Source organism: Flammeovirga sp. OC4 (assembly GCF_000812565.1).
Classification (GTDB): domain Bacteria; phylum Bacteroidota; class Bacteroidia; order Cytophagales; family Flammeovirgaceae; genus Flammeovirga.
In genome coordinates this window covers 112,529-131,870 of record NZ_JTAM01000003.1, presented here as the reverse complement: position 1 = coordinate 131,870, position 19,342 = coordinate 112,529, and the positions used below count along the sequence as shown (strand labels likewise).

Here is a 19,342-nt window from a genome sequence, read left to right as displayed (position 1 = left end):
GATTGATATTAGTTAGGGTTTAAAGTACTGTTTCGCTTAGTTGCTGCAATTCGTGATCGTGAGGGAATGCTTCTATTCCTTCTTTACAATATTTCTTAGCTTGCTCCATGCGTCCTTCTCTCTTGTAAAGTTGAACCAGTAAATTGTATACTCTTTCTTTCCCCCAAGTCGGTTTTAGAGGGTCATTGTTGGGGTTATTTTCACAAGAAAGTGCTTTGAGTAAGTATTTTTCGGCCACTTTTCCTCCTCCATATTTTACAGGCGTATGAAAATCATTTTCACCAAGTCCTAAATTCGCTCTGAGGTTATTTTTATCTAGTTTGAGGGATTTCTTGTAGCGAGCAGTGGATTTAGACGCTAAAGTTCTCGTCTGAGAAGGATCAAGACTGATACTAAAGCCTAAAATGCTTCCTTCTAAAGCATACGATTCTGAATCTCTATTTTCGTCTTGATTTAATAGTTCAATAGCTTGATCTACATATTTTTGAGAGGCTGTTTTATTCCCCATTCCAATTTCAAAGATCGATGACATAAAAGAAGCGTAAGCTTTCCAGTAGAGGCTAGGTTGATTACTGATTATTGCTTCTACTTTATTTTCTTGACTTTGAAAAGATTGACCTAAGGCTTGATCAATAGTCACTTGAGTGCTTTGAGCAAACAATACAGTGTTTGCTAGTATAAAGATGATTAAAAGAGAGAATAGATTTCTTAAAGTTTTCATTGTTTTATCGTTTTGATTAATTGATACAACAATGATCCGGAATCCTTACTCCCTAGAGAAATTAGATCGGTGAGTGGTTTTAATTGCTCGGTGAGTGGTAAAAAATAAAGCCATGCGTTACATGGCTTCAAGATTTTGGATGTGGATGATTAGTTTTTATAAATGAAATCATCTTCTTCTACGGTAGCACCTGATATTTTGAATAATGAAGTGGGTTGCTTTTCCACTTTAGATTGATCCGATTCTTTTACAACCTCTTGTTCGTACTCTTGGTAACCCCAGCAGTTTGGGCAGTCTTGGTATACGCTTTTGTTTTTCATAGTATTTGATGTTTAGGGTGATAATTATTTGATTGATGCCTCAAAATTAGGGGATTAAACCATGTGATGAAAATCGAATTTTTCTATTCCATTATTATTAAAACTAATAGTGTATTGTTTGATAAGAAACAATGAATAGGCTCTAATTTTGAATTGCTTTACTCTTTGTTATTTAAATTTAAATGAAAAAATAATCACTAATAAACATTTATTTTTTAAGTAGGGTTAAATAAATAATATACTGTTAAATTACACTTTAAGTTTGATGTTAAACTAAAATCTATTTCTACATTTGCTATGCAGTTAAGGAAAAGAGGCTGCTTTAAATTGATACGATTATATAGCCTACGGGCTTAAAAGACCAACGTTAAGATGAGAAAATTTTTGCTATCGTTATCTGTTTTATTAACAGTAACAGGGGCTTTATATGCTCAAAAGTCCAAGAAAAATCAAAGACCAAACATTCTTGTGATCATGGGTGATGATGTTGGATATGGCAACATCAGTACTTACAACAACGGAATGTTAGCGTACCAAACTCCAAACATAGATAGAATTGGTAAAGAAGGTGTAGTTCTAACATCTGAATACGCACAACAATCTTGTACAGCCGGTCGTGCTGCTTTTATTACAGGTCAATCTCCATTAAGAACAGGTTTATCAACGATTGGTATGCCAGGCTCTAAAATTGGTATTCAAAAAGAAGACCCTACATTGGCGGAGATCTTAAAGCCATTAGGTTATACTTCAGGCCAATTCGGTAAAAACCACTTAGGAGATAGAGATGAATTCCTACCTACAAACCACGGTTTTGATGAGTTTTTCGGTAACCTTTACCACTTAAATGCTGAAGAGGAGCCAGAAGATCCTGCTTATCCTCAAGATCCTGAATTCAGAAAGAAATATGGTCCAAGAGGTGTGATCCACTCTTATTCTGACGGTCGTATTTCTGATACAGGCCCATTGAACAAAAAGAGAATGGAAACAGTAGATGCGGAGTTTATGGATGCTTCTATTGACTTTATGGAAAGAGCCGTAAAAGACGACAAGCCTTTCTTCGTGTGGTTCAACTCTACTCGTATGCACGTATTCACTCACTTAACAGAAGAGAGTAAGAAGCTAGTTCATGACTACGGTTTATACGGTGCAGGTATGACAGAATTAGATAATCAAGTGGGTACTTTATTGTCAACATTAGAGCGTTTAGGTGTAGAAGAAAATACAATCGTGATCTTCACAACTGACAACGGCGTTGAAAAAATGACATGGCCTGACGGTGGTATTTCTCCATTCCGTGGCGAAAAAGGATCGACTTGGGAAGGTGGTGTAAGAGTACCTTTCGTAATGAAATATCCTAATGGATTAAAAGATACAGGTCGTAGACTAAATGGTATTGTTTCTCACGAAGATATGGTACCTACAATTTATGCAGCGGTTACAGGAAAAGACGATTTGAAAGAAACATTGAAAACAGAGGGTTACAAATCTGGTGATCAAACCTTCAAAGTACACTTGGACGGTTACAACCAATGGGATTACTTCACGGGTAAAGAGGATGCCTCAAGAAGAGAAACATTCTTCTACGTGGCAGACAACGGTATGATCCAAGCGATGCGTTGGAACGACTGGAAAATTCACTTTATCATCCAAGAAGGTGAAGGTCCTGATATGTGGTTCTCAGGTCATAGATTTGCCTTATCATGGCCAAAGATCTATAACCTAGGTCAAGATCCTTACGAAATGGCGGATCACTCAGGAATGTACTTAAAATGGTACGGTCAGAAGATGTGGTTATTCGTTCCTGCAAAGGAAAAATTAGGCGAATTCTTTATGTCATTCAAAGACTTCCCTCCACGTCAACGTCCCGAATTATTATCACCAGGTAAAATGCAAGAGATGCTTTACCAAATGATGGATAGAACTCCTAAGAACTAGACATAGTTCACCTATATTATATCGTATACCCCAATACTACAATGTGAGTATTGGGGTTTTTAAGTACTAAGCCAAAAATGGAATTAGTACTTATATATATAAAAAAGGGTAATTAAATTAACTTTTATAGGAAGGTTCTGGAATTAATACCAAAACTTCTTCTCCTTTTTCATTGACACTGGCCATGTAGTATTCACCGTTCAATTCATAGAATTCCTCCCCATTGACAGTGACTGTTGTATAACCTTTTGGAATAGAATTCACTTCAGCATCTTTGGGTCCTTCAACGACCACATAACCGTCATTTTTCTTTTGATAATAGGTGCCATAATAGTAGTAATAAGCTTTATTTCTAACTCTTATTCTTTGATAACCAACTGGCAAACTATTTACTCGAAAACCGTAAACAGGAGGAGCAACCACCCAATTTCGACCATTCGATCTATACCAAATACCAGAAGCATAAGAATATCTTATTTTATTGTGATTGTAAGCGATCGCATTATTCGGTAAACGAGTAACCACCGCACCTCTTCTTGGTAGAGAAGCATAATTATAGTAGATGCTTTTATTTCTTCTGGCCCATTTACTGTTTTTTACTTTTCTTTGTTTTTCATATTTATGGGAATAATTTTTTCTGGTCTGTCCATAAGAATTGGTTGCTACAAAAAATGCAACGGTCAGTAGGAGGAAGTAATAATAGTATTTCATGTCAGTATAATTTGATTGAATATTTAATTCAGTAAAGGGTGACAGAAATAGTTTGTACTCATTAAATCCTGATTTTTTTTTTAATCTCTTAAATCTAAATCAATATACACCGTAAATCGGAAGACATTTGTAGTAGCAGTATGATTATACGTCCACATGTGTCCAGCAGTAAAGCTGATATCTTCATCAAATTTATATCCTAATGCATTGTATACACGGAAATCTTCAAGACTCTCATCATGATTGTCATGCATGAAAAGCTCCACTGAGGGAACAAGATAAAAAGTCCCCGGTTCTATATGATCATTGTTCAATGGGATATATGCATACAGCTTATAACGGTACCTATTACTATACTTAGTATATTCTACCTTCTCTTCCCAACGGTGTTCAATACGGACTTGATGATAAAATTTGACTCTACCCCAATAGTGATGATATAAATATTGATGCCATATTCTGTATTCCATTAAAGTGGTCTGATCATAGGGATCATCTGTACTCTCAATCTCTTGATTGAATTTCCCAATGATAGCAGGGCCTACTACAATGTCAAAATTATCATTCACAAAGTAATTCAAACCCATTCTGTTATAGCTTTTATGTAAATCATAGCCGTATCCTTTGTCAGTGTATCGGAGGTGATGTTCACCATAATACCCTAATTTGTCAGAAAGGCGCACCTTCAAATAGGCCGCTCCCCATTGTCCAGTATCTTGAGCATAAATAGAAATAGCCGCTAATGATAGCAACATTGTGATGATAATCTTTTTCATTGTTGTAGCGTCGTTAAGTTTCTTATTTTATTGAGTCCAACAGAAACATATTCTGCATTTAAGTACATTGTAAACTAAATTATCGTCAACTTTTAATCGACCTTTCTGCAAGTATTTATAGGATCAACTTTCAAACTTCCTTCTTCTTCATTTTTGTCTTGAAACAAAAACGAAGCAAAAAATTCAAGGCTTTGAAGTCAAAAGCTAAATTCCATTTCTCTCGCCTCAATGATTTTAAACTCGCTGCGCTCAAACAACAAAATCATTTTTAACGGCTCACTTCATGAAATTCTTAACGCTTTTCCCTTCAAGGCCGAGGAAAGTACTGCCAAACGAATTGGGTAGAATGCCACTGGCGCGAATGTGAAGCGTAAGCGTCATTCGTGTCCTACAGATCAACAGAAATCTCCTGATTTCTAAAAACCATAAATAGCAGAAAACTTAGTTTACAGTGCATTAAGTTCACTCTCAGATGAGCACACAAAACAAATAAATACCGCCTGCAAAGGAGGTCATTTACCAGTATTGTGGGGAAGTACTCTATCCAAAATGTAGTGATATAGTATGAGTATTAATTCTCTATAATTTGAAGTTTAAATAATCTAAAGATTTGCAACATGTCAGCTCATTTTTTAAAACATGTTCATACACAAAATATTCAATCGCATTTCCGAAAAAAAACACTTTTCGATTTTCTAACTTATAAAAATAACAATGTATAAACAGGGTGTTAGTTGGGGTGCTTTTGGATTTATAACAAAAAATAACCCTTGTAAAGTTATAGAATCTTTACAAGGGTTAAAATTAGGTAATGGTGTTTCTTATGTTAGCTTACTTGGTGAAATCTTTTTGGTGGATCTTCTATCAATCCCAAAGCCAAAGATAGCACCACAAATACCTCCAACAATATGTGCCAATTGTGAGATGTTATCATCATCAAAAACAGAAAGTAATTCTTGACCAATAAATAAGATCACAATCAATACAAAAGTAAGAGGAAGCTTTCCTTTCTGCACGTTGACGATAGAGCTTAATAAAATGAACATAAATACCACACCACTTGCTCCAAGTAGCCCGCTAGATAGGAAAACCGCGTTGATCATACCAGTGACGAAAGCCGTCATTAAGATCATATACAAAAGCTGTTTACTGCCGTATTTTTCTTCCAAAATAGGCCCTAACAGAAGAATGTAGGTGAAATTACCCATAAAATGCTCCCAGCTACCATGACCAATGACATGTGAAAATAGTCTGAAATAGGTGAGTGGAGAAAATAAACTCATGCTCCCAAAGCCACCTACAGAAAAAAACGCAGTAAGGTCAATGTAGAGAAAAGTTTTTAGGATGATAAAGGCTGCACTGATAAAAGTAAAGGTCAATGTGACCGGTGCATTATATTGTATTTTCATAATTTGACATTTGCAGTCATGGAGTACCATTACTAGATGGCGTTAACCTCCACAACCAATTATTTTATTAAATGAGGGCATCTCATCACTGTCTGTCAATGAGGGAGTGCTTTCCTCTTCTTCTTTCACAAAAGGGTAGTGTATCACGCCACCACAATTATCAATTGTTGCACCAGTGACACTCTTAAGACAATTAACCTCTTTTTTTAGACGTAGACAACCTAGAAAGGCAAAAAGTAAGGCTTCTTTATGCGTAATGATTTCTTTTTTAGGAATAACAGTTTCAATATCAGGGCAGTGAGCCTGAATTCTTTCAATCAAGTGAGAATTAAAAGCACCACCTCCGGTAATTAACAATTTTTCTTTCCCAAAGTGCAGTTTTGATTTTTTTGAGGCGAATTCAATGACCTTACCCACTTGAATTGCCGTATGCTCTACGGAAGTTGCCAAACGATCTTCCAGTCTTTCAACTTTAGTGATGATTGGTAGAAAAGTATCCACAAACCATTCTTTCCCCAATGATTTCACTTCAAAATCTTTATAAAAAGAAAGTTGGTTCAGTTCATCTAACACCTGTTGATTGATATTTCCTTGGCGAGACATCTGCCCGTCTTCATCAAACTCTTTCCCAATTTCTCTCATAAAATAATTGAGGGGCATATTGGCAGGCGAGGTATCAAAAGCGATCGTTTCATTATTTACTTCAAAAGAGATGTTCCCAATCCCTCCAAGATTTAATCGATAATGGTATTCATGAAACAATAATCGATCACCAATAGGGACCAAAGGAGCACCTTGTCCTTGAAAAGCTAAATCTGAAACTCTAAAGTCATTGATGACATTACATCCTGAGTATCTTGCAATTGCGGGGCCATGACCTATCTGAGAGGTAATACCAATTTCGGGTTGGTGAAAAATTGTATGTCCATGACTGCAAACAAAATCGACTTTTAAATTGTTCCTATCGATGAAAGATCTGATATGCATACCCATCTTTCTACCTAAAGCTCGGTCTAATTTTATATATTCAAGGGCTGAAAGATGTTCAGCGGTGTCGAGTTTGGTTTTCCAATCGTCATCATAATCAACACTGTCAATATGTGGCATCGAATAACGCCATTGTTTTTGACTATCTTTCCAAAATTCAGCATAACATAGGTCAATGCCGTCTAGACTTGTGCCAGACATCACACCTATTAATCGAAATTTGTTTTTACTACTCATTTTAGTTGCAGATTTGAATCATTTAATTTCGCATATACAAATATAAAAAGCAATGAAAACGCACACTTACGTCGAAATAGTGACCATTGGAGACGAAATTCTTTATGGACAGATAACGGATACAAACTCCCAATGGATGGGGACTGAACTTAACAAAAAAGGTTTTAAGGTAATACGTAAAACTTCAATAGGTGATACTAAAGAGGAAATTTTGAACATCTTAGAAGAAGCACAATCAAGAGCAGATATTGTGTTGATCACTGGAGGCTTGGGGCCTACCAAGGATGATATCACCAAAAAAACAATAGCCGAATATTTTGGTGTAGATATGACTTATCGACCAGAAGTGTATGATAACATCGCAGAGCTTTTTAAGGCGAGAAATAGAGAGTTGACGACCTTAAATAAGATGCAGGCTGATATACCTTCCAATGGACAAGTTTTAATGAATAAGGTCGGTACAGCTCCTGGTATGTGGTTTGAAAATGGAGATAAGACCATTGTGTCAATGCCTGGGGTACCACATGAGATGAAATACTTGATGGAAAATCATGTACTGGATCAGTTGCAGGAAAAATACCATACGCCATTCATTGTACATAAGATGTTGAGAACAATGGGAATTCCTGAATCCAAATTGGCGTTGATGATTGAAGATTGGGAGGACAATTTACCGGAAGAATTAAGTTTGGCTTACTTACCACGATTAGGACAAGTTCGATTGAGAATCACCGGGGTGAGTTACGAAGAGGAAGATTTGGTTCAGAAGATTGAATTAGAAGTCCAAAAGCTTAGAGAACTGTTGGGGGAGAACCTCTATGCAGAAGAAGACCTCGACATAGAGCTTATTGTGGCTGACTTGTTCAAAGAGAAAGGTTTGACACTGGCAACGGCTGAGTCATGTACCGGAGGTAATATTGCTAAGACAATTACAGGTATTGCAGGAGCATCGGCTTTCTATAATGGTGGAATTGTGTCTTACAGCAATGAAGTTAAGGAGAGTCAGCTGGGTGTAACTTCAGAAAGCTTGAAAAATTTTGGAGCAGTAAGTGAGCAAGTGGCACTGCAAATGGCCAACAACGTTCGTGAAAAATACAATGCGGACTTTGGAGTAGCGACAACGGGTATTGCTGGTCCAACAGGAGGAACGGAACAGAAGCCAGTAGGGACTATATGGATAGCGTTATCTACAAAAGATAAGACAGAGGCAAAGCTATTACAACTCTATAACAACAGAGCATTAAATGTCACGGTCACTACTAACTCCGTTCTGAAATGGCTTTCAGAAGAATTAAACAATTGATTTCCTCTGTATTATTTTGTTAAATGATTTTTTTAAATAGATGTTAACGTAAAAATTGATTAACATTTATCCTGAAGAGTCTTAAAAACTGAATTGTTTTTAGGCTCTTTTTTATTTTTAAGTGGTTGATAATTAGTGTTTTGTGATTTTTTTAGTGTAAAAATGTAGTATTAGAAGTGTAAAAATGTGATTTATTATTTTTTGAGTAAAAATTGTAACTAACTAACATTGTAACATGACGTCAGCACAATTGAAATGAATTATTTACAAATCTCAATCTAATTTGTTATGAATTGATTATAAACTATTTATCCAATTACAATTAACTATTTGACAACACGCTCTCTTAATGGCTTAGGAAGTAAAGCGAGTCTTATAGGTTATACAAACTAAAATGGAATGAATCAAAACTGATTCTCATAAAAAATCTACCTACCGGGATTTTTTAAGTACTTTTTATTATTTCTATACAAAGATAAAACATGCAGAAACTAATTAACTTTAAAAGCATAGTTGGGGTGATTTCTATGTCTTTTTTGATGCTTTTTAGTACCCAATCATGGGCACAAGAAAAGGCATTGTCTGGAACGATCTTAGGTGAAGGAAGTGAACCTTTGCCAGGCGTAAATATTAAAGTAAAAGGAACTACTATAGGTACAGTAACGGATTTTAATGGACAATTTAAATTAAATGTATCGAATGATGCAGAAGCTCTAATCTTCACATTTATAGGTTACAAAACAGTTGAACGTGCAATCGGTTCACAAACTACTTTTGATGTGACATTGACAATTGATCAAGAACAACTAGAAGAAGTTGTAGTCATTGGTTACGGTGTCCAAAAGAAATCATTAGTGACAGGTGCAATTGCAAGTGTAGAAGCAGACGACATCGTAAGTTCAGCTATCAGTGCAGAACAAGCACTGCAAGGTAAAGCAGCAGGTGTTACAGTTTCTCCTCAATCGGGATCGCCAGGTAATGGCATCAAAGTTCGTATTCGTGGTGCAAGTTCCAATGGTAATAGTGACCCATTGTATATTGTTGATGGTATGAAAACGACAAACATCAGTTTCTTGGCACCGTCAGATATTGCTTCAATGGAGGTACTCAAAGATGCAGCTTCTTCTGCGATCTATGGTTCTGAAGGAGCAAATGGTGTCGTGATCATTACAACAAAAGGCGGTAATAAAGATGGAAGATCGAGCATCGATTACTCTTTTCAATATGGTATTCAGAGTTTAGGTTTGAAACCTCAAATGATGAACGCCAATGAATATGCGACTTTCATGAGAGAAGTACACGATCCTTCAAAAGGTTATGTTCCAGATCCTGCTGAACACGGACAAGGAACAAACTGGCTGGATGCAGCTTCAGAACAAGCACCAATGATGATGCACAACCTTTCATTCTCAGGAGGTTCTGATAAAGGATCATACTTATTGAGTGCAGGTTACACTTCACAAGATGGTGTGATTGGTGGAGATAAAGCAAGTTATGAACGTTATAACGGTCGTTTGAACGTGACAAGAAATTTAAAAGACTGGATCGATGTTCAAGCAAACGTAGCTTTAACTAGTTTTACAAGATCTTCAATCACTGAGGACGAAGCCTTTAACGGTATTGTAAATAGTGCTTTAATGATGGACCCTACAGGGGAAGCACGATATGCACCTAACCAATTGACTCCTTATATGCAGGAAAAATTGGATGAAGGTAAAATCTTAAGAAGAGACGATGATGGAAATTACTATGGATTATCAAACAACGATTTCCTAAAAGGTGAGGTAATTAACCCATTGATCCGTCTGGCGAATGAAAAAGGTATTTATAAAGAAAACAAAATGCTTTCTACAGGTATGGTGAATTTAAAACCGATTGAAGGTTTGAAAATTAGTTCACGTATCGGTTTAGATGTTACGCAAGGAAGTTTCAACAGCTGGAACCCTTCATTCTGGGCCAACTCCAACTTACAAAGCAATGCACCTACAGTAACAGCCAATGAAGAACACTGGAACAATTGGTTATGGGAGAATTTTGCGACCTACACTACAAAAATCAATAAGCACTCTATCACTGCTTTAGTGGGTATGTCATCACAAGAAAACAGATACCGTAACCTTGATACTCGATCAGGTAATATGGTAAAAGAAGATGACTTATTCAGATATCCTGATTATGTGGATTCAAGAGATAACGACAGAGTGACAGGTAGAAATGAAACCAAAAGAATGACATCTTACTTTGGTCGTTTATCTTACGATTATGATAATAGATATATCTTCGAAGCAACATTCCGTAGAGATGGATCTTCATTGTTCTCTCCTAATAATCAATTTGGTACATTCCCATCATTCTCTTTAGGTTGGAATGTTTCCAATGAAAGCTTCTGGTCAGTGGATGCTATTGATTACTTAAAAATCAGAGGTAGCTGGGGTAGAAATGGTAGTTTATCGAACTTAGGTGTTGATCAATATAGATCATTGATTACTACAACAAATATTTTCTATCCTGATGCGAATGATGGATTATTAACAGGTGCAGAGCCAGCGCTTTTAGCGAATCCTAATTTGAAATGGGAGACTTCTGAACAAACCAACATTGGTTTTGATTTAAGAGCATTTGACAGCAAGTTATACTTCACTTTTGATTACTATAATAAGTTAACGAAAGATTTATTGACACCATCTACTCCTGCTTTATCATATGGTAATAACGCTCCTTTTGCCAATGCAGGTACAGTATCTAACGAAGGTGTTGAAATGATTTTAGGGTATAGAAACTCGGAACGTGAGTTTACCTATGATGTAAGTATTAACGGTGCATTCAATAAGAATGAAGTTTTAGAAGTATCAGAAGGGTTGACAAGAATTGAAGGGGTGTCTTTACCAACGTTAGGTCCGGTTACTTACTTCGAAGCAGGTCATCCAGTATGGTATTTTAGAGGGTATCAAAATGATGGTATTTTCAGAGATCAAGCACACATCGCTCAATGGATGGAATCAAATAACATCCAAGATGATGCTGCAGATTTTGCTCCCGGTGATCCAATTATTAAAGATGTGAACGGTGACGGAAGAATCAACGATCAAGATCTTACAAACATCGGTTCTCCACACCCAACTTTCATTTTCGGTGCCAATTTATCAGCTGCATACAAAGGGTTTGATTTGAATATCTTCTTACAAGGTGCTACTGGACACCAAAACTTCATTGGTTTCACAAGAGCAGACAATAATGCAACAAACAGATTACAAAGTGTAACAGCTGATCGTTGGATTCAAAATGGCGATGTGGCAACTTACCCTAGAGCAGGTTATAGTTCTGATAAGTATTTCAAGAGTGACTTGTTAGTACAAGATGCAAGCTACTTGAAAATCAGACAAATTCAATTAGGATATACATTGCCTACAAACATTGCCGCTAAGGTGTTAATGCAAAAAGCAAGAGTATATGTATCGCTTAACGACTTCTTTACTTTCACAAGTTATGAAGGAATGGACCCTGAAGTGGGTAGTCAAAATAACAATGCCCAAGGTATTGACTTCGGTACTTATCCAATTTCACGAAAAGTATTATTCGGTCTTGCAGTAACATTCTAACCAATCAACAATTAAAGAAAGACTCAAAATGAAATTCAATAGATTTAAAAAGGTATTAACCGTTTTGGGAGCAGCAGCTATCCTAAGCTCATGCTCAGCAAAATTTTTAGAAGTAGAACCTTATGGTAAGTCAGATGCTGAACAGTACTATCAAACAGAAGATGAAGTAGAGTTGGCTTTGGTAGCGGCTTATGATATGTTATCTACAGATCAGTTTCAAGATTGGTCAAGCTGTTATGTGATGAAAAACCTTCCTTCGGATGATGTGAATTGTGGAGGAGGTAACTCATCAGATCAGCCGCAATATCAAGCACTTGATGATTTTGATTGGAGCCCTGAAAATATAGGAATTCGTTCTTTTTACCATGTCAACTATTTTGGTGTATACAGAGCGAACTTGATCATCTCTAGTGCTCCTGAAGAGTCAAGTGATTTGATGAAGAGAATGATTGCTGAAGCAAAGTTCTTAAGAGCATTTTATTATTTTGAATTGGTTACTGTTTTTGGTGATGTACCTTTATGGTTGACACCACCAGAAAATTTACAAGAAGGAAAGGCAAGAACGCCAAAAGCAGAAGTGTATGCTCAAATCGAAAAAGATTTACAAGAAGCAGCAGAAGTGCTTCCTAATAAATCAACATTTGCAGGAACAGGCGATGCTTTTAGAGCAAATAAGCAGGCTGCACTGGGTTTATTAGGTAAAGTGAGAGTATATAGCGGAGATTATTCTGGTGCGATTGCTCCTCTAGAAAGTGTAATCCAAACGGAAGGTTCAGAAGTAGACTTAGAAGCAGATTTTGAAAGCTTGACGTTACAAACCACTGAATTTGGTATTGAATCATTATTTGAAGCCTCTTTTATTACGAATGGTGATACGTGGGGTACAGTACAATGGAATAGAAATGATCATGATAACCGACATCTCCAATTATCTGGACCGAGAGAGTTAAATGAAATTGAAGGTGCAGTTCCTGAGAAAGAAGGTAAATTAAGATCAGGCTGGGGATTCTTACCTCCAACACAGGTATTATTTGATGCTTTTGAACCGACTGACGGAAGAAGAGATGGAACGGTGTTAAATGCTGATGGTTTAGCAAAGTATTATGGTCAGGAATTCGTTGACGGTTGGGATACAGAAGGTTTGGTTAGAACAAAGTATACTACATTTGAGTCGGAAACAACAGAAGAAGGTGGTGCGACTCCGGAGTTGAACTACACTACAAACTGGAGGTTATTACGTTATGCTGATGTTCTTCTTTTGGCTGCTGAAGCTTATTACAACCAAGGTCGTGAAGCTGATGCTAGAGCAATGCTAAATAAATTGCGTCAAAGAGCAGGAGGTCTTATAGACTATGATGCAACGGTATCAGGACAAGCTTTATTTGATGCAATCGTAAAAGAAAGAAGAGTAGAGTTAGCTTACGAAGGTTCTCGTTATTGGGATTTAGTAAGATGGGGTTTAGCAGCACAAGAGTTATCAGGTTTAGGTTTTCAAGCTGGTAAGCACGAAGTATTCCCGATTCCATTAGCAGAGATCGTAGGAAATCCAGGTATTAATCCAGAAGATCAAAACCCTGGTTACTAAAATATAAATAGATCAACAATTCATCATTAATTACAACAATCTTTTACTGGAAGCACTTTTAGTGTCTTCCAGTTTTTTGTTTATATATTTGTAATACAGTGAAATAAGGTTCGCTTTTCTTTGGAATAAGAGCAATCATTATAGATTCAACTCCCATTATTGTTGCTCCGATATACCACACACCCTCACACTGATTCATTTCATTTTTTCCTTCAAGGGCAAGGTAATTACGACTAATTGACTGTCAGATTTGTACACATCAAAAGAAAAATGTTAATCTAAGAATCTTTTAATCAGTAGTGCTGTAGGGGGGTATTAAAACGCCCTCACGAACCATATTACATATTTTATATCGCAAGTGTTAAGCCGATAGGCGCCACTTGTGATTAAATATTGTCTCCCGACTTCGAAATGAATGAAAGTGTGATGTTTATATCCGAAGTCGGGAGACTTCGCCAATGAGCAGTTCCAAGTGACGCTCACGCTTGACACTTGAAACATGGTGGTTTTTCAACACTATAATAGGTTTTGAGAAAGTCCCTCACGTACCATATTACATAACCTTCACTATTCGTGAAAGAATAAATAAAATTGAAGTAAACCTAGCTTACCACTTGCTTGTAGTATTTATAAATCAGGACATTTCTGATGATTTAGAGGGCACTAATGCCCCTTTCTTTCACATTCTCACCAGTTGAATTTCAACTCTGATCAATTTCACCTCTTGTTTTTACTTTTTTTAAGCGATAAAATCTATGCTTTAAAAATAAAACCATAATCTTTCTTTTTTGACATTTAGGCCTATTGTAGTAATTGAAATCTTTAAATAATCAATTGTAATACTCAGATATAGAGTTGCTTGTGGTTTTTTGTTGTATAAATGCTGTATTAAATGTGTAAAAAAGTGATTCCATTTTCTTCCTATTCTTTTGAGGCTTAGTTAAGATTGTGTGTCAGTTAAAAGAAAAGGAATGAATTATTAGAAACATTATGTTTTCGTCAAGTCTACTAAAAAATGAAATAAATACTGAAGTAATACTGTGGGCATTTCTCTAATTTTTTGAACCGAAGAGAGCAGGTTTAAAGAGGAGTTTCAAAAAACAGTATTGTCTTATTGAAGGAGATGAACAAGATTATAGAAGTAGAGTAATGAATGAATCGAATAGACGAACAACAGAGACTTAGTTGAAAAACAGAACCTAATTAAAAAAGTGAGATCAAAACTTTAGATGCTAGAATAGATATAAATGGAGCGTCGTAATCCATGTTATCTATTCTGTATTTGAAGTTTTTAAAATGAAAGAAATGACTGTCTTAAGCGGAAAAGCTTTGAGATATGAGCTATAACAACAGGTGAATATGAGATATTACAGAGGAGAAAAATTAAAATTTTTAATAGTACTACTATTTTTTGGAACAAGTGCATGGGCACAAACCGGTACGGATAAAGAGATCGATAAGATCATTGCTCAGATGACAATAGATGAGAAAGTGGCCATGTGCCATGCTCAATCTAAATTTACTTCAGCTGGAGTACCAAGACTTGGAATTCCTGAAGTTTGGATGTCAGATGGACCACATGGCGTTAGAGCAGAAATCAATTGGGATAATTGGGGATATGCTGGTTGGACAAATGATTCTATTACGGCATTTCCAGCATTGACATGTTTAGCCGCTACATTTGATGAAAAGGCATCGTATGATTACGGAGTTGCCGTAGGTGAAGAGGCGCGTTATCGTAAAAAAGACATCCTTTTAGGTCCAGGGGTAAATATTTACCGAACTCCCTTAAACGGAAGAAACTTCGAATATATGGGAGAAGATCCACATTTGGCTTCCAAAATGGTAGTGCCGTACATCAAAGGAGTACAGACCAATGGTGTAGCAGCATGTGTAAAACATTTCGTTGCCAATAATCAGGAGTTATGGAGAGGACACATCAACGTGGAACTGAGTGAGAGGGCTTTACGTGAAATTTACCTACCTGCTTTTAAAGCCGCAGTTTTGGAAGGTGATACATGGTCTATGATGAGTGCTTACAATCAGGTAAGAGGACAATATTGTTCACATAATGAATACCTTGTCAATACAATATTAAAAGGCGAATGGGGTTTTGATGGCGTATACCTTACAGATTGGGGGGCAGCTCATGATACAAAACAGTCGGCCTTGTATGGTTTAGATATTGAAATGGGTACAGGTACTAACGGTCTGACTTATTCAGAAAAGAATCACTATGAAAACTATTATTTGGCAGGTGCTTTTAAAGAGTTAGTGAAAAGCGGAGAAGTAAGTGAAGAAGTGTTGGATGATAAAGTGAGAAGAATTCTGAAGTTGATTTACAGAACAAGCTTAAGCAAAAACCGTCCTTTGGGCAGTGTCAATACGGATGCGCACCATGAAGTAGCAAGACGTGTAGGTCAACAAGGTATTGTGTTATTACAAAATGAAGATCATTTCTTTCCAATTGTAGATAAGAAAGGTTTAAAAATAGCTGTAATAGGTGAAAATGCAACTCGTATGATGACCATAGGTGGAGGTTCGTCTGAATTAAAAGTGGAATATGAAATTTCACCATTACAAGGTATCCAAGAGCGCTACCCTAACGCCGAAGTTATTCATGCAATGGGATATGCATCAGGTCCATCACAATACGGAAGAGTGATTCCTTCTAAGCTTGATGCCGATGTATTAAAAGCTGAAGCAATAGAGGTGGCTAAAACAGCAGATGTTGTATTGTTCTTCGGTGGTTTAAACAAAAGTCATCATCAAGATTGTGAAGATGGAGATCGTTTGACATACGACCTTCCATTTGGACAAAGTAACCTTATTCAGGCCATTTCAGAAGTCAATGAAAATATTGGAGTGGTATTGATCAGTGGTAATGCCGTAGCTACTCCTTGGACGAATCAAGTGAAAGGCCTTATGCAAGGTTGGTACTTGGGTAGTGAAACGGGTCATGCTTTGGCAGATGTGATCTCAGGTGATGTAAATCCATCGGGCAAATTGCCAATTACTTTCCCTAAAAAACTTGAGGACAACGGAGCTCATCAATTAGGAACAATGTCTTATCCTGGCGACTCAATCAATGTTGAATATAAAGACGATATTTTGGTAGGGTACCGTTGGCATGATACTAAAAAAATTACTCCAAAATACGCTTTTGGGTACGGGTTATCATATACTGATTTCGAAATCAGTGAAGTTGTGGCTGACAAAAAAGTATATGCTTCTACAGATGATATTACGATTACTTGTGATTTGAGAAACAACGGTAAATTAACAGGGGCCGAGGTAGTACAGGTCTATATCGGTAAACATAAATCAAAAGTAGAAAGAGCTTTAAAAGAATTGAAAGCTTTCCAGAAGGTACAATTAGAAGCAGGAGAAAAGACCAGTCTGAGCTTGAAGGTATCGGTAAAAGACTTACAATATTATAACGAAAGCAAATCCGATTGGGAACTTGAAAAAGGAGACTATTACATCTACGTTGGTAATGCTTCTGACAATATTTCCAAGAGATTAAAAATTACGATTTCAGACAATGTTAATTAAAGAAATAGTAAAGTAATAGTGATTGGAGGTGAAATGGGAAAAGGTATTGAGGGTGACTTCATACGCATTACTTTTCCCTTCACCCTTAACACACTTCATTTACAACGTTTTCTTTTCAATCTTCATAAATAAACTAACATGAGAATTATTACATCTTTATTATTATCCATTATTTTTTTATGTACAATATGTACTAGTTATGCCCAATTATCTCCAGAAGCAGCAGTAGAAGCGATTGGAAGAGGGATAAATTTAGGGAACACTCTTGATGCCCCCTATGAAGGGGATTGGGCATTAAAAGCAGAAGAATATTATTTTGATGCTTATAAAGATGCCGGATTTAAATCTGTCAGAATACCGATAACCTGGGCCAATCATGTAGCTGAAAAAGCCCCGTATACAGTTGACCCTGTTTTTATGGACAGAGTAGAACAGATCGTAGACTGGGGTTTAGAAAGAGACTTTATCATCATCATGAATTGTCACCATGAAAAGTGGTTGAAAGAAAACTATAATGCTGAAACTGTTGCTCGATTTGAAGCGATTTGGGTACAGATCTCTGATCGTTTTTATCAGAAATCGGAGCGACTATTATTTGAGACATTAAATGAGCCACATGGCATGACCATAGCGGAGGCTGCTGATGCTAATCAAAGAGCCTTGGATATTATTAGAGAAAAGAATCCCACTCGAAATGTGATTATAGCAGGAAACGAATGGTCTGCCATTAAAGACCTTCTGACAATGCCTATCCCCTCAGATGATGATTACCTGATAGCCAATTATCATACGTATGATCCATGGGATTTTTCATCAGCCGAAAAAGACCTAACGTGGGGGACTCAAGCAGAAAAGAATTATATCTCTAATGAGTTTGAAAAAGCAAAAAACTGGAGTGCTACAAATGGTATTCCTGTCATTATGAATGAATTTGGAGCAGTACATGATACAGATTTCAATTCAAGAATGAGACATTATGCCCATTATGTGGAAGAGTCACTAAGTAGAGGTATTTCTTTTATGGCTTGGGATGATGGTGGATGGTATGAAATCTACCAAAGAGATGAGAAAAAGTGGCATGAAACGAAAGATATTTTAATTCACAACACTAAACAAACACCAACCAATTTATTGTTGACGATGAATGCTGACTCAACAGTTTCAATACAATGGGAAAATAGAAATACAGCTTCAACTCCTCTGAAAATTGAAAGAAAGGTAGTAGGAAGTGATCAATTTGCGGTCATTGATGAAGTAGAGTCTACAGCGAATTCATATAAAGACGTTTCTGTAATTCCGGGTGATAAATACCAATACAGAATTTCACAAATGCAGGGAGATCAGGTCATTATTTCATATCCTCAACAGATCGATTTAGTCAACTATGAAAGTTTACCTTTCGGGGGAACTCCTGCTGTAATTCCAGGTGTTCTTGAGGCTGAAAATTATAACCTTGGTATAGCAGGCATCGCTTATAATGATCAAGAGGAAGAGAACCAAGGTGAAGCTTACAGGGAAGATGGCGTAGACATTGAGGCCAGAGAGGATGGGGGATTCCATGTGGGTTATGTAGAACCTAACGAATGGATGGATTATACGGTCATCGTACTAGAAACAGGAACGTATACCATCACAAGTTTAGTAGCTACTGAACAAGCCGGAGGTAGGTTTAAAGTATCGACTTCAAAGTCATCTATCGTCGCATCTGTAGATGTGCCTTCAACAAATAGCTGGGAAACGACTACAGAGGTGGAGACTGATATTTTTCTAGAAGCAGGGGAGCAAAAACTAAGAATTACAATCGATAAAAAACCTCCTTTTAACCTAGATAAATTGATTTTTACAAAAAAAGAAGAACTGCCTCCAACTAGTATAGAGGGTGATAGAGAAAAGGATCAGGCACTGATTTATCCCAATCCCTTCCATCATTCATTTACGCTAAGATTTTCACAAGATGCTCGTTTTGGAGATCAAGTTGATATTTATGATTTAGTAGGAAATAAAGTGAGTTCAATAAATATTGAAGGAGCTCAATCCATCATCGATTTATCAGCATTTTCGGAGGGAATTTACTTTGTGAAATACCAATCGAACGGAAAGGAATATATTAGAAAAGTTATAAAACAATAAAGAAATAAATGGGCGTGTTGTGGGTTCAATTGATAGATTGAAAAAATATATCAAAAGAGTAAATAGAGAGATAT

Annotated in this window: 12 protein-coding genes; 6 read left to right on the top strand and 6 right to left on the bottom strand. The window is 36.6% G+C overall.

The window, feature by feature from the left end:
• Nucleotides 1-19 precede the first annotated feature (19 nt).
• Together PL77_RS03585 and PL77_RS31695 are read right to left on the bottom strand one after the other, a co-directional pair.
• Entirely contained in the window at nt 20-721 is a 702-nt protein-coding gene (locus PL77_RS03585) for a lipopolysaccharide assembly protein LapB (protein WP_044201855.1), read from the bottom strand.
• Between the two features lie 149 nt (nt 722-870).
• Nucleotides 871-1,041: a hypothetical protein gene (locus PL77_RS31695; protein WP_156152228.1), complete on the bottom strand. Its 171-nt coding sequence runs from the start codon at nt 1,039-1,041 to the stop codon at nt 871-873.
• A gap of 372 nt (nt 1,042-1,413) precedes the next feature.
• Here PL77_RS31695 and PL77_RS03580 point away from each other — a divergent pair, with 372 nt between their 5' ends.
• On the top strand, nt 1,414-2,976 hold the full coding sequence (locus PL77_RS03580) for an arylsulfatase (protein ID WP_044201852.1): 1,563 nt from the start codon (nt 1,414-1,416) through the stop codon (nt 2,974-2,976).
• A gap of 117 nt (nt 2,977-3,093) precedes the next feature.
• Here PL77_RS03580 and PL77_RS03575 read toward each other — a convergent pair whose 3' ends face one another.
• The 4 genes from PL77_RS03575 to PL77_RS03560 all read right to left on the bottom strand — a co-directional run bounded on the left by PL77_RS03575 (nt 3,094) and on the right by PL77_RS03560 (nt 7,096).
• Nucleotides 3,094-3,687 carry a DUF6515 family protein gene (locus PL77_RS03575; RefSeq protein WP_044201850.1) on the bottom strand — a complete coding sequence of 198 codons (594 nt, stop codon included), beginning with the start codon at nt 3,685-3,687 and terminating at the stop codon, nt 3,094-3,096.
• Nucleotides 3,688-3,767: 80 nt separating this feature from the next.
• Nucleotides 3,768-4,463, bottom strand: a complete 696-nt coding sequence (locus PL77_RS30185; protein WP_052444139.1) for a DUF2490 domain-containing protein — start codon at nt 4,461-4,463, stop codon at nt 3,768-3,770.
• Between the two features lie 821 nt (nt 4,464-5,284).
• Nucleotides 5,285-5,872, bottom strand: coding sequence for a rhomboid family intramembrane serine protease (locus tag PL77_RS03565; protein WP_044201847.1), 588 nt, complete (start codon nt 5,870-5,872; stop codon nt 5,285-5,287).
• Between the two features lie 42 nt (nt 5,873-5,914).
• Nucleotides 5,915-7,096, bottom strand: a complete 1,182-nt coding sequence (locus PL77_RS03560) for an anhydro-N-acetylmuramic acid kinase (RefSeq protein ID WP_082026386.1) — start codon at nt 7,094-7,096, stop codon at nt 5,915-5,917.
• Nucleotides 7,097-7,148: 52 nt separating this feature from the next.
• Between PL77_RS03560 and PL77_RS03555 the strand changes: the two genes are divergently transcribed.
• From PL77_RS03555 to PL77_RS30180, 5 genes are all read left to right on the top strand, one after another.
• Nucleotides 7,149-8,399: a competence/damage-inducible protein A gene (locus PL77_RS03555; protein WP_044201845.1), complete on the top strand. Its 1,251-nt coding sequence runs from the start codon at nt 7,149-7,151 to the stop codon at nt 8,397-8,399.
• A 482-nt stretch (nt 8,400-8,881) separates the two neighbouring features.
• Nucleotides 8,882-11,998, top strand: a complete 3,117-nt coding sequence (locus PL77_RS03550; protein WP_044201844.1) for a TonB-dependent receptor — start codon at nt 8,882-8,884, stop codon at nt 11,996-11,998.
• 28 nt (nt 11,999-12,026) lie between these two features.
• Complete coding sequence (locus tag PL77_RS03545; protein WP_044201842.1) at nt 12,027-13,583, top strand: RagB/SusD family nutrient uptake outer membrane protein; 1,557 nt, start codon at nt 12,027-12,029, stop codon at nt 13,581-13,583.
• Between the two features lie 1,359 nt (nt 13,584-14,942).
• Entirely contained in the window at nt 14,943-17,138 is a 2,196-nt protein-coding gene (locus tag PL77_RS03540) for a glycoside hydrolase family 3 C-terminal domain-containing protein (RefSeq protein WP_052444137.1), read from the top strand.
• 138 nt (nt 17,139-17,276) lie between these two features.
• Complete coding sequence (locus PL77_RS30180) at nt 17,277-19,268, top strand: cellulase family glycosylhydrolase (RefSeq protein ID WP_052444136.1); 1,992 nt, start codon at nt 17,277-17,279, stop codon at nt 19,266-19,268.
• The last annotated feature ends 74 nt before the right edge of the window (nt 19,269-19,342 follow it).

Coding starts and splice junctions, on each gene's coding strand:
- PL77_RS03585 (WP_044201855.1), bottom strand. CDS start 721: ATGAAAACTTTAAGAAATCTATTCTCTCTTTTAATCATCTTTATACTA.
- PL77_RS31695 (WP_156152228.1), bottom strand. CDS start 1,041: ATGAAAAACAAAAGCGTATACCAAGACTGCCCAAACTGCTGGGGTTAC.
- PL77_RS03580 (WP_044201852.1), top strand. CDS start 1,414: ATGAGAAAATTTTTGCTATCGTTATCTGTTTTATTAACAGTAACAGGG.
- PL77_RS03575 (WP_044201850.1), bottom strand. CDS start 3,687: ATGAAATACTATTATTACTTCCTCCTACTGACCGTTGCATTTTTTGTA.
- PL77_RS30185 (WP_052444139.1), bottom strand. CDS start 4,463: ATGAAAAAGATTATCATCACAATGTTGCTATCATTAGCGGCTATTTCT.
- PL77_RS03565 (WP_044201847.1), bottom strand. CDS start 5,872: ATGAAAATACAATATAATGCACCGGTCACATTGACCTTTACTTTTATC.
- PL77_RS03560 (WP_082026386.1), bottom strand. CDS start 7,096: ATGAGTAGTAAAAACAAATTTCGATTAATAGGTGTGATGTCTGGCACA.
- PL77_RS03555 (WP_044201845.1), top strand. CDS start 7,149: ATGAAAACGCACACTTACGTCGAAATAGTGACCATTGGAGACGAAATT.
- PL77_RS03550 (WP_044201844.1), top strand. CDS start 8,882: ATGCAGAAACTAATTAACTTTAAAAGCATAGTTGGGGTGATTTCTATG.
- PL77_RS03545 (WP_044201842.1), top strand. CDS start 12,027: ATGAAATTCAATAGATTTAAAAAGGTATTAACCGTTTTGGGAGCAGCA.
- PL77_RS03540 (WP_052444137.1), top strand. CDS start 14,943: ATGAGATATTACAGAGGAGAAAAATTAAAATTTTTAATAGTACTACTA.
- PL77_RS30180 (WP_052444136.1), top strand. CDS start 17,277: ATGAGAATTATTACATCTTTATTATTATCCATTATTTTTTTATGTACA.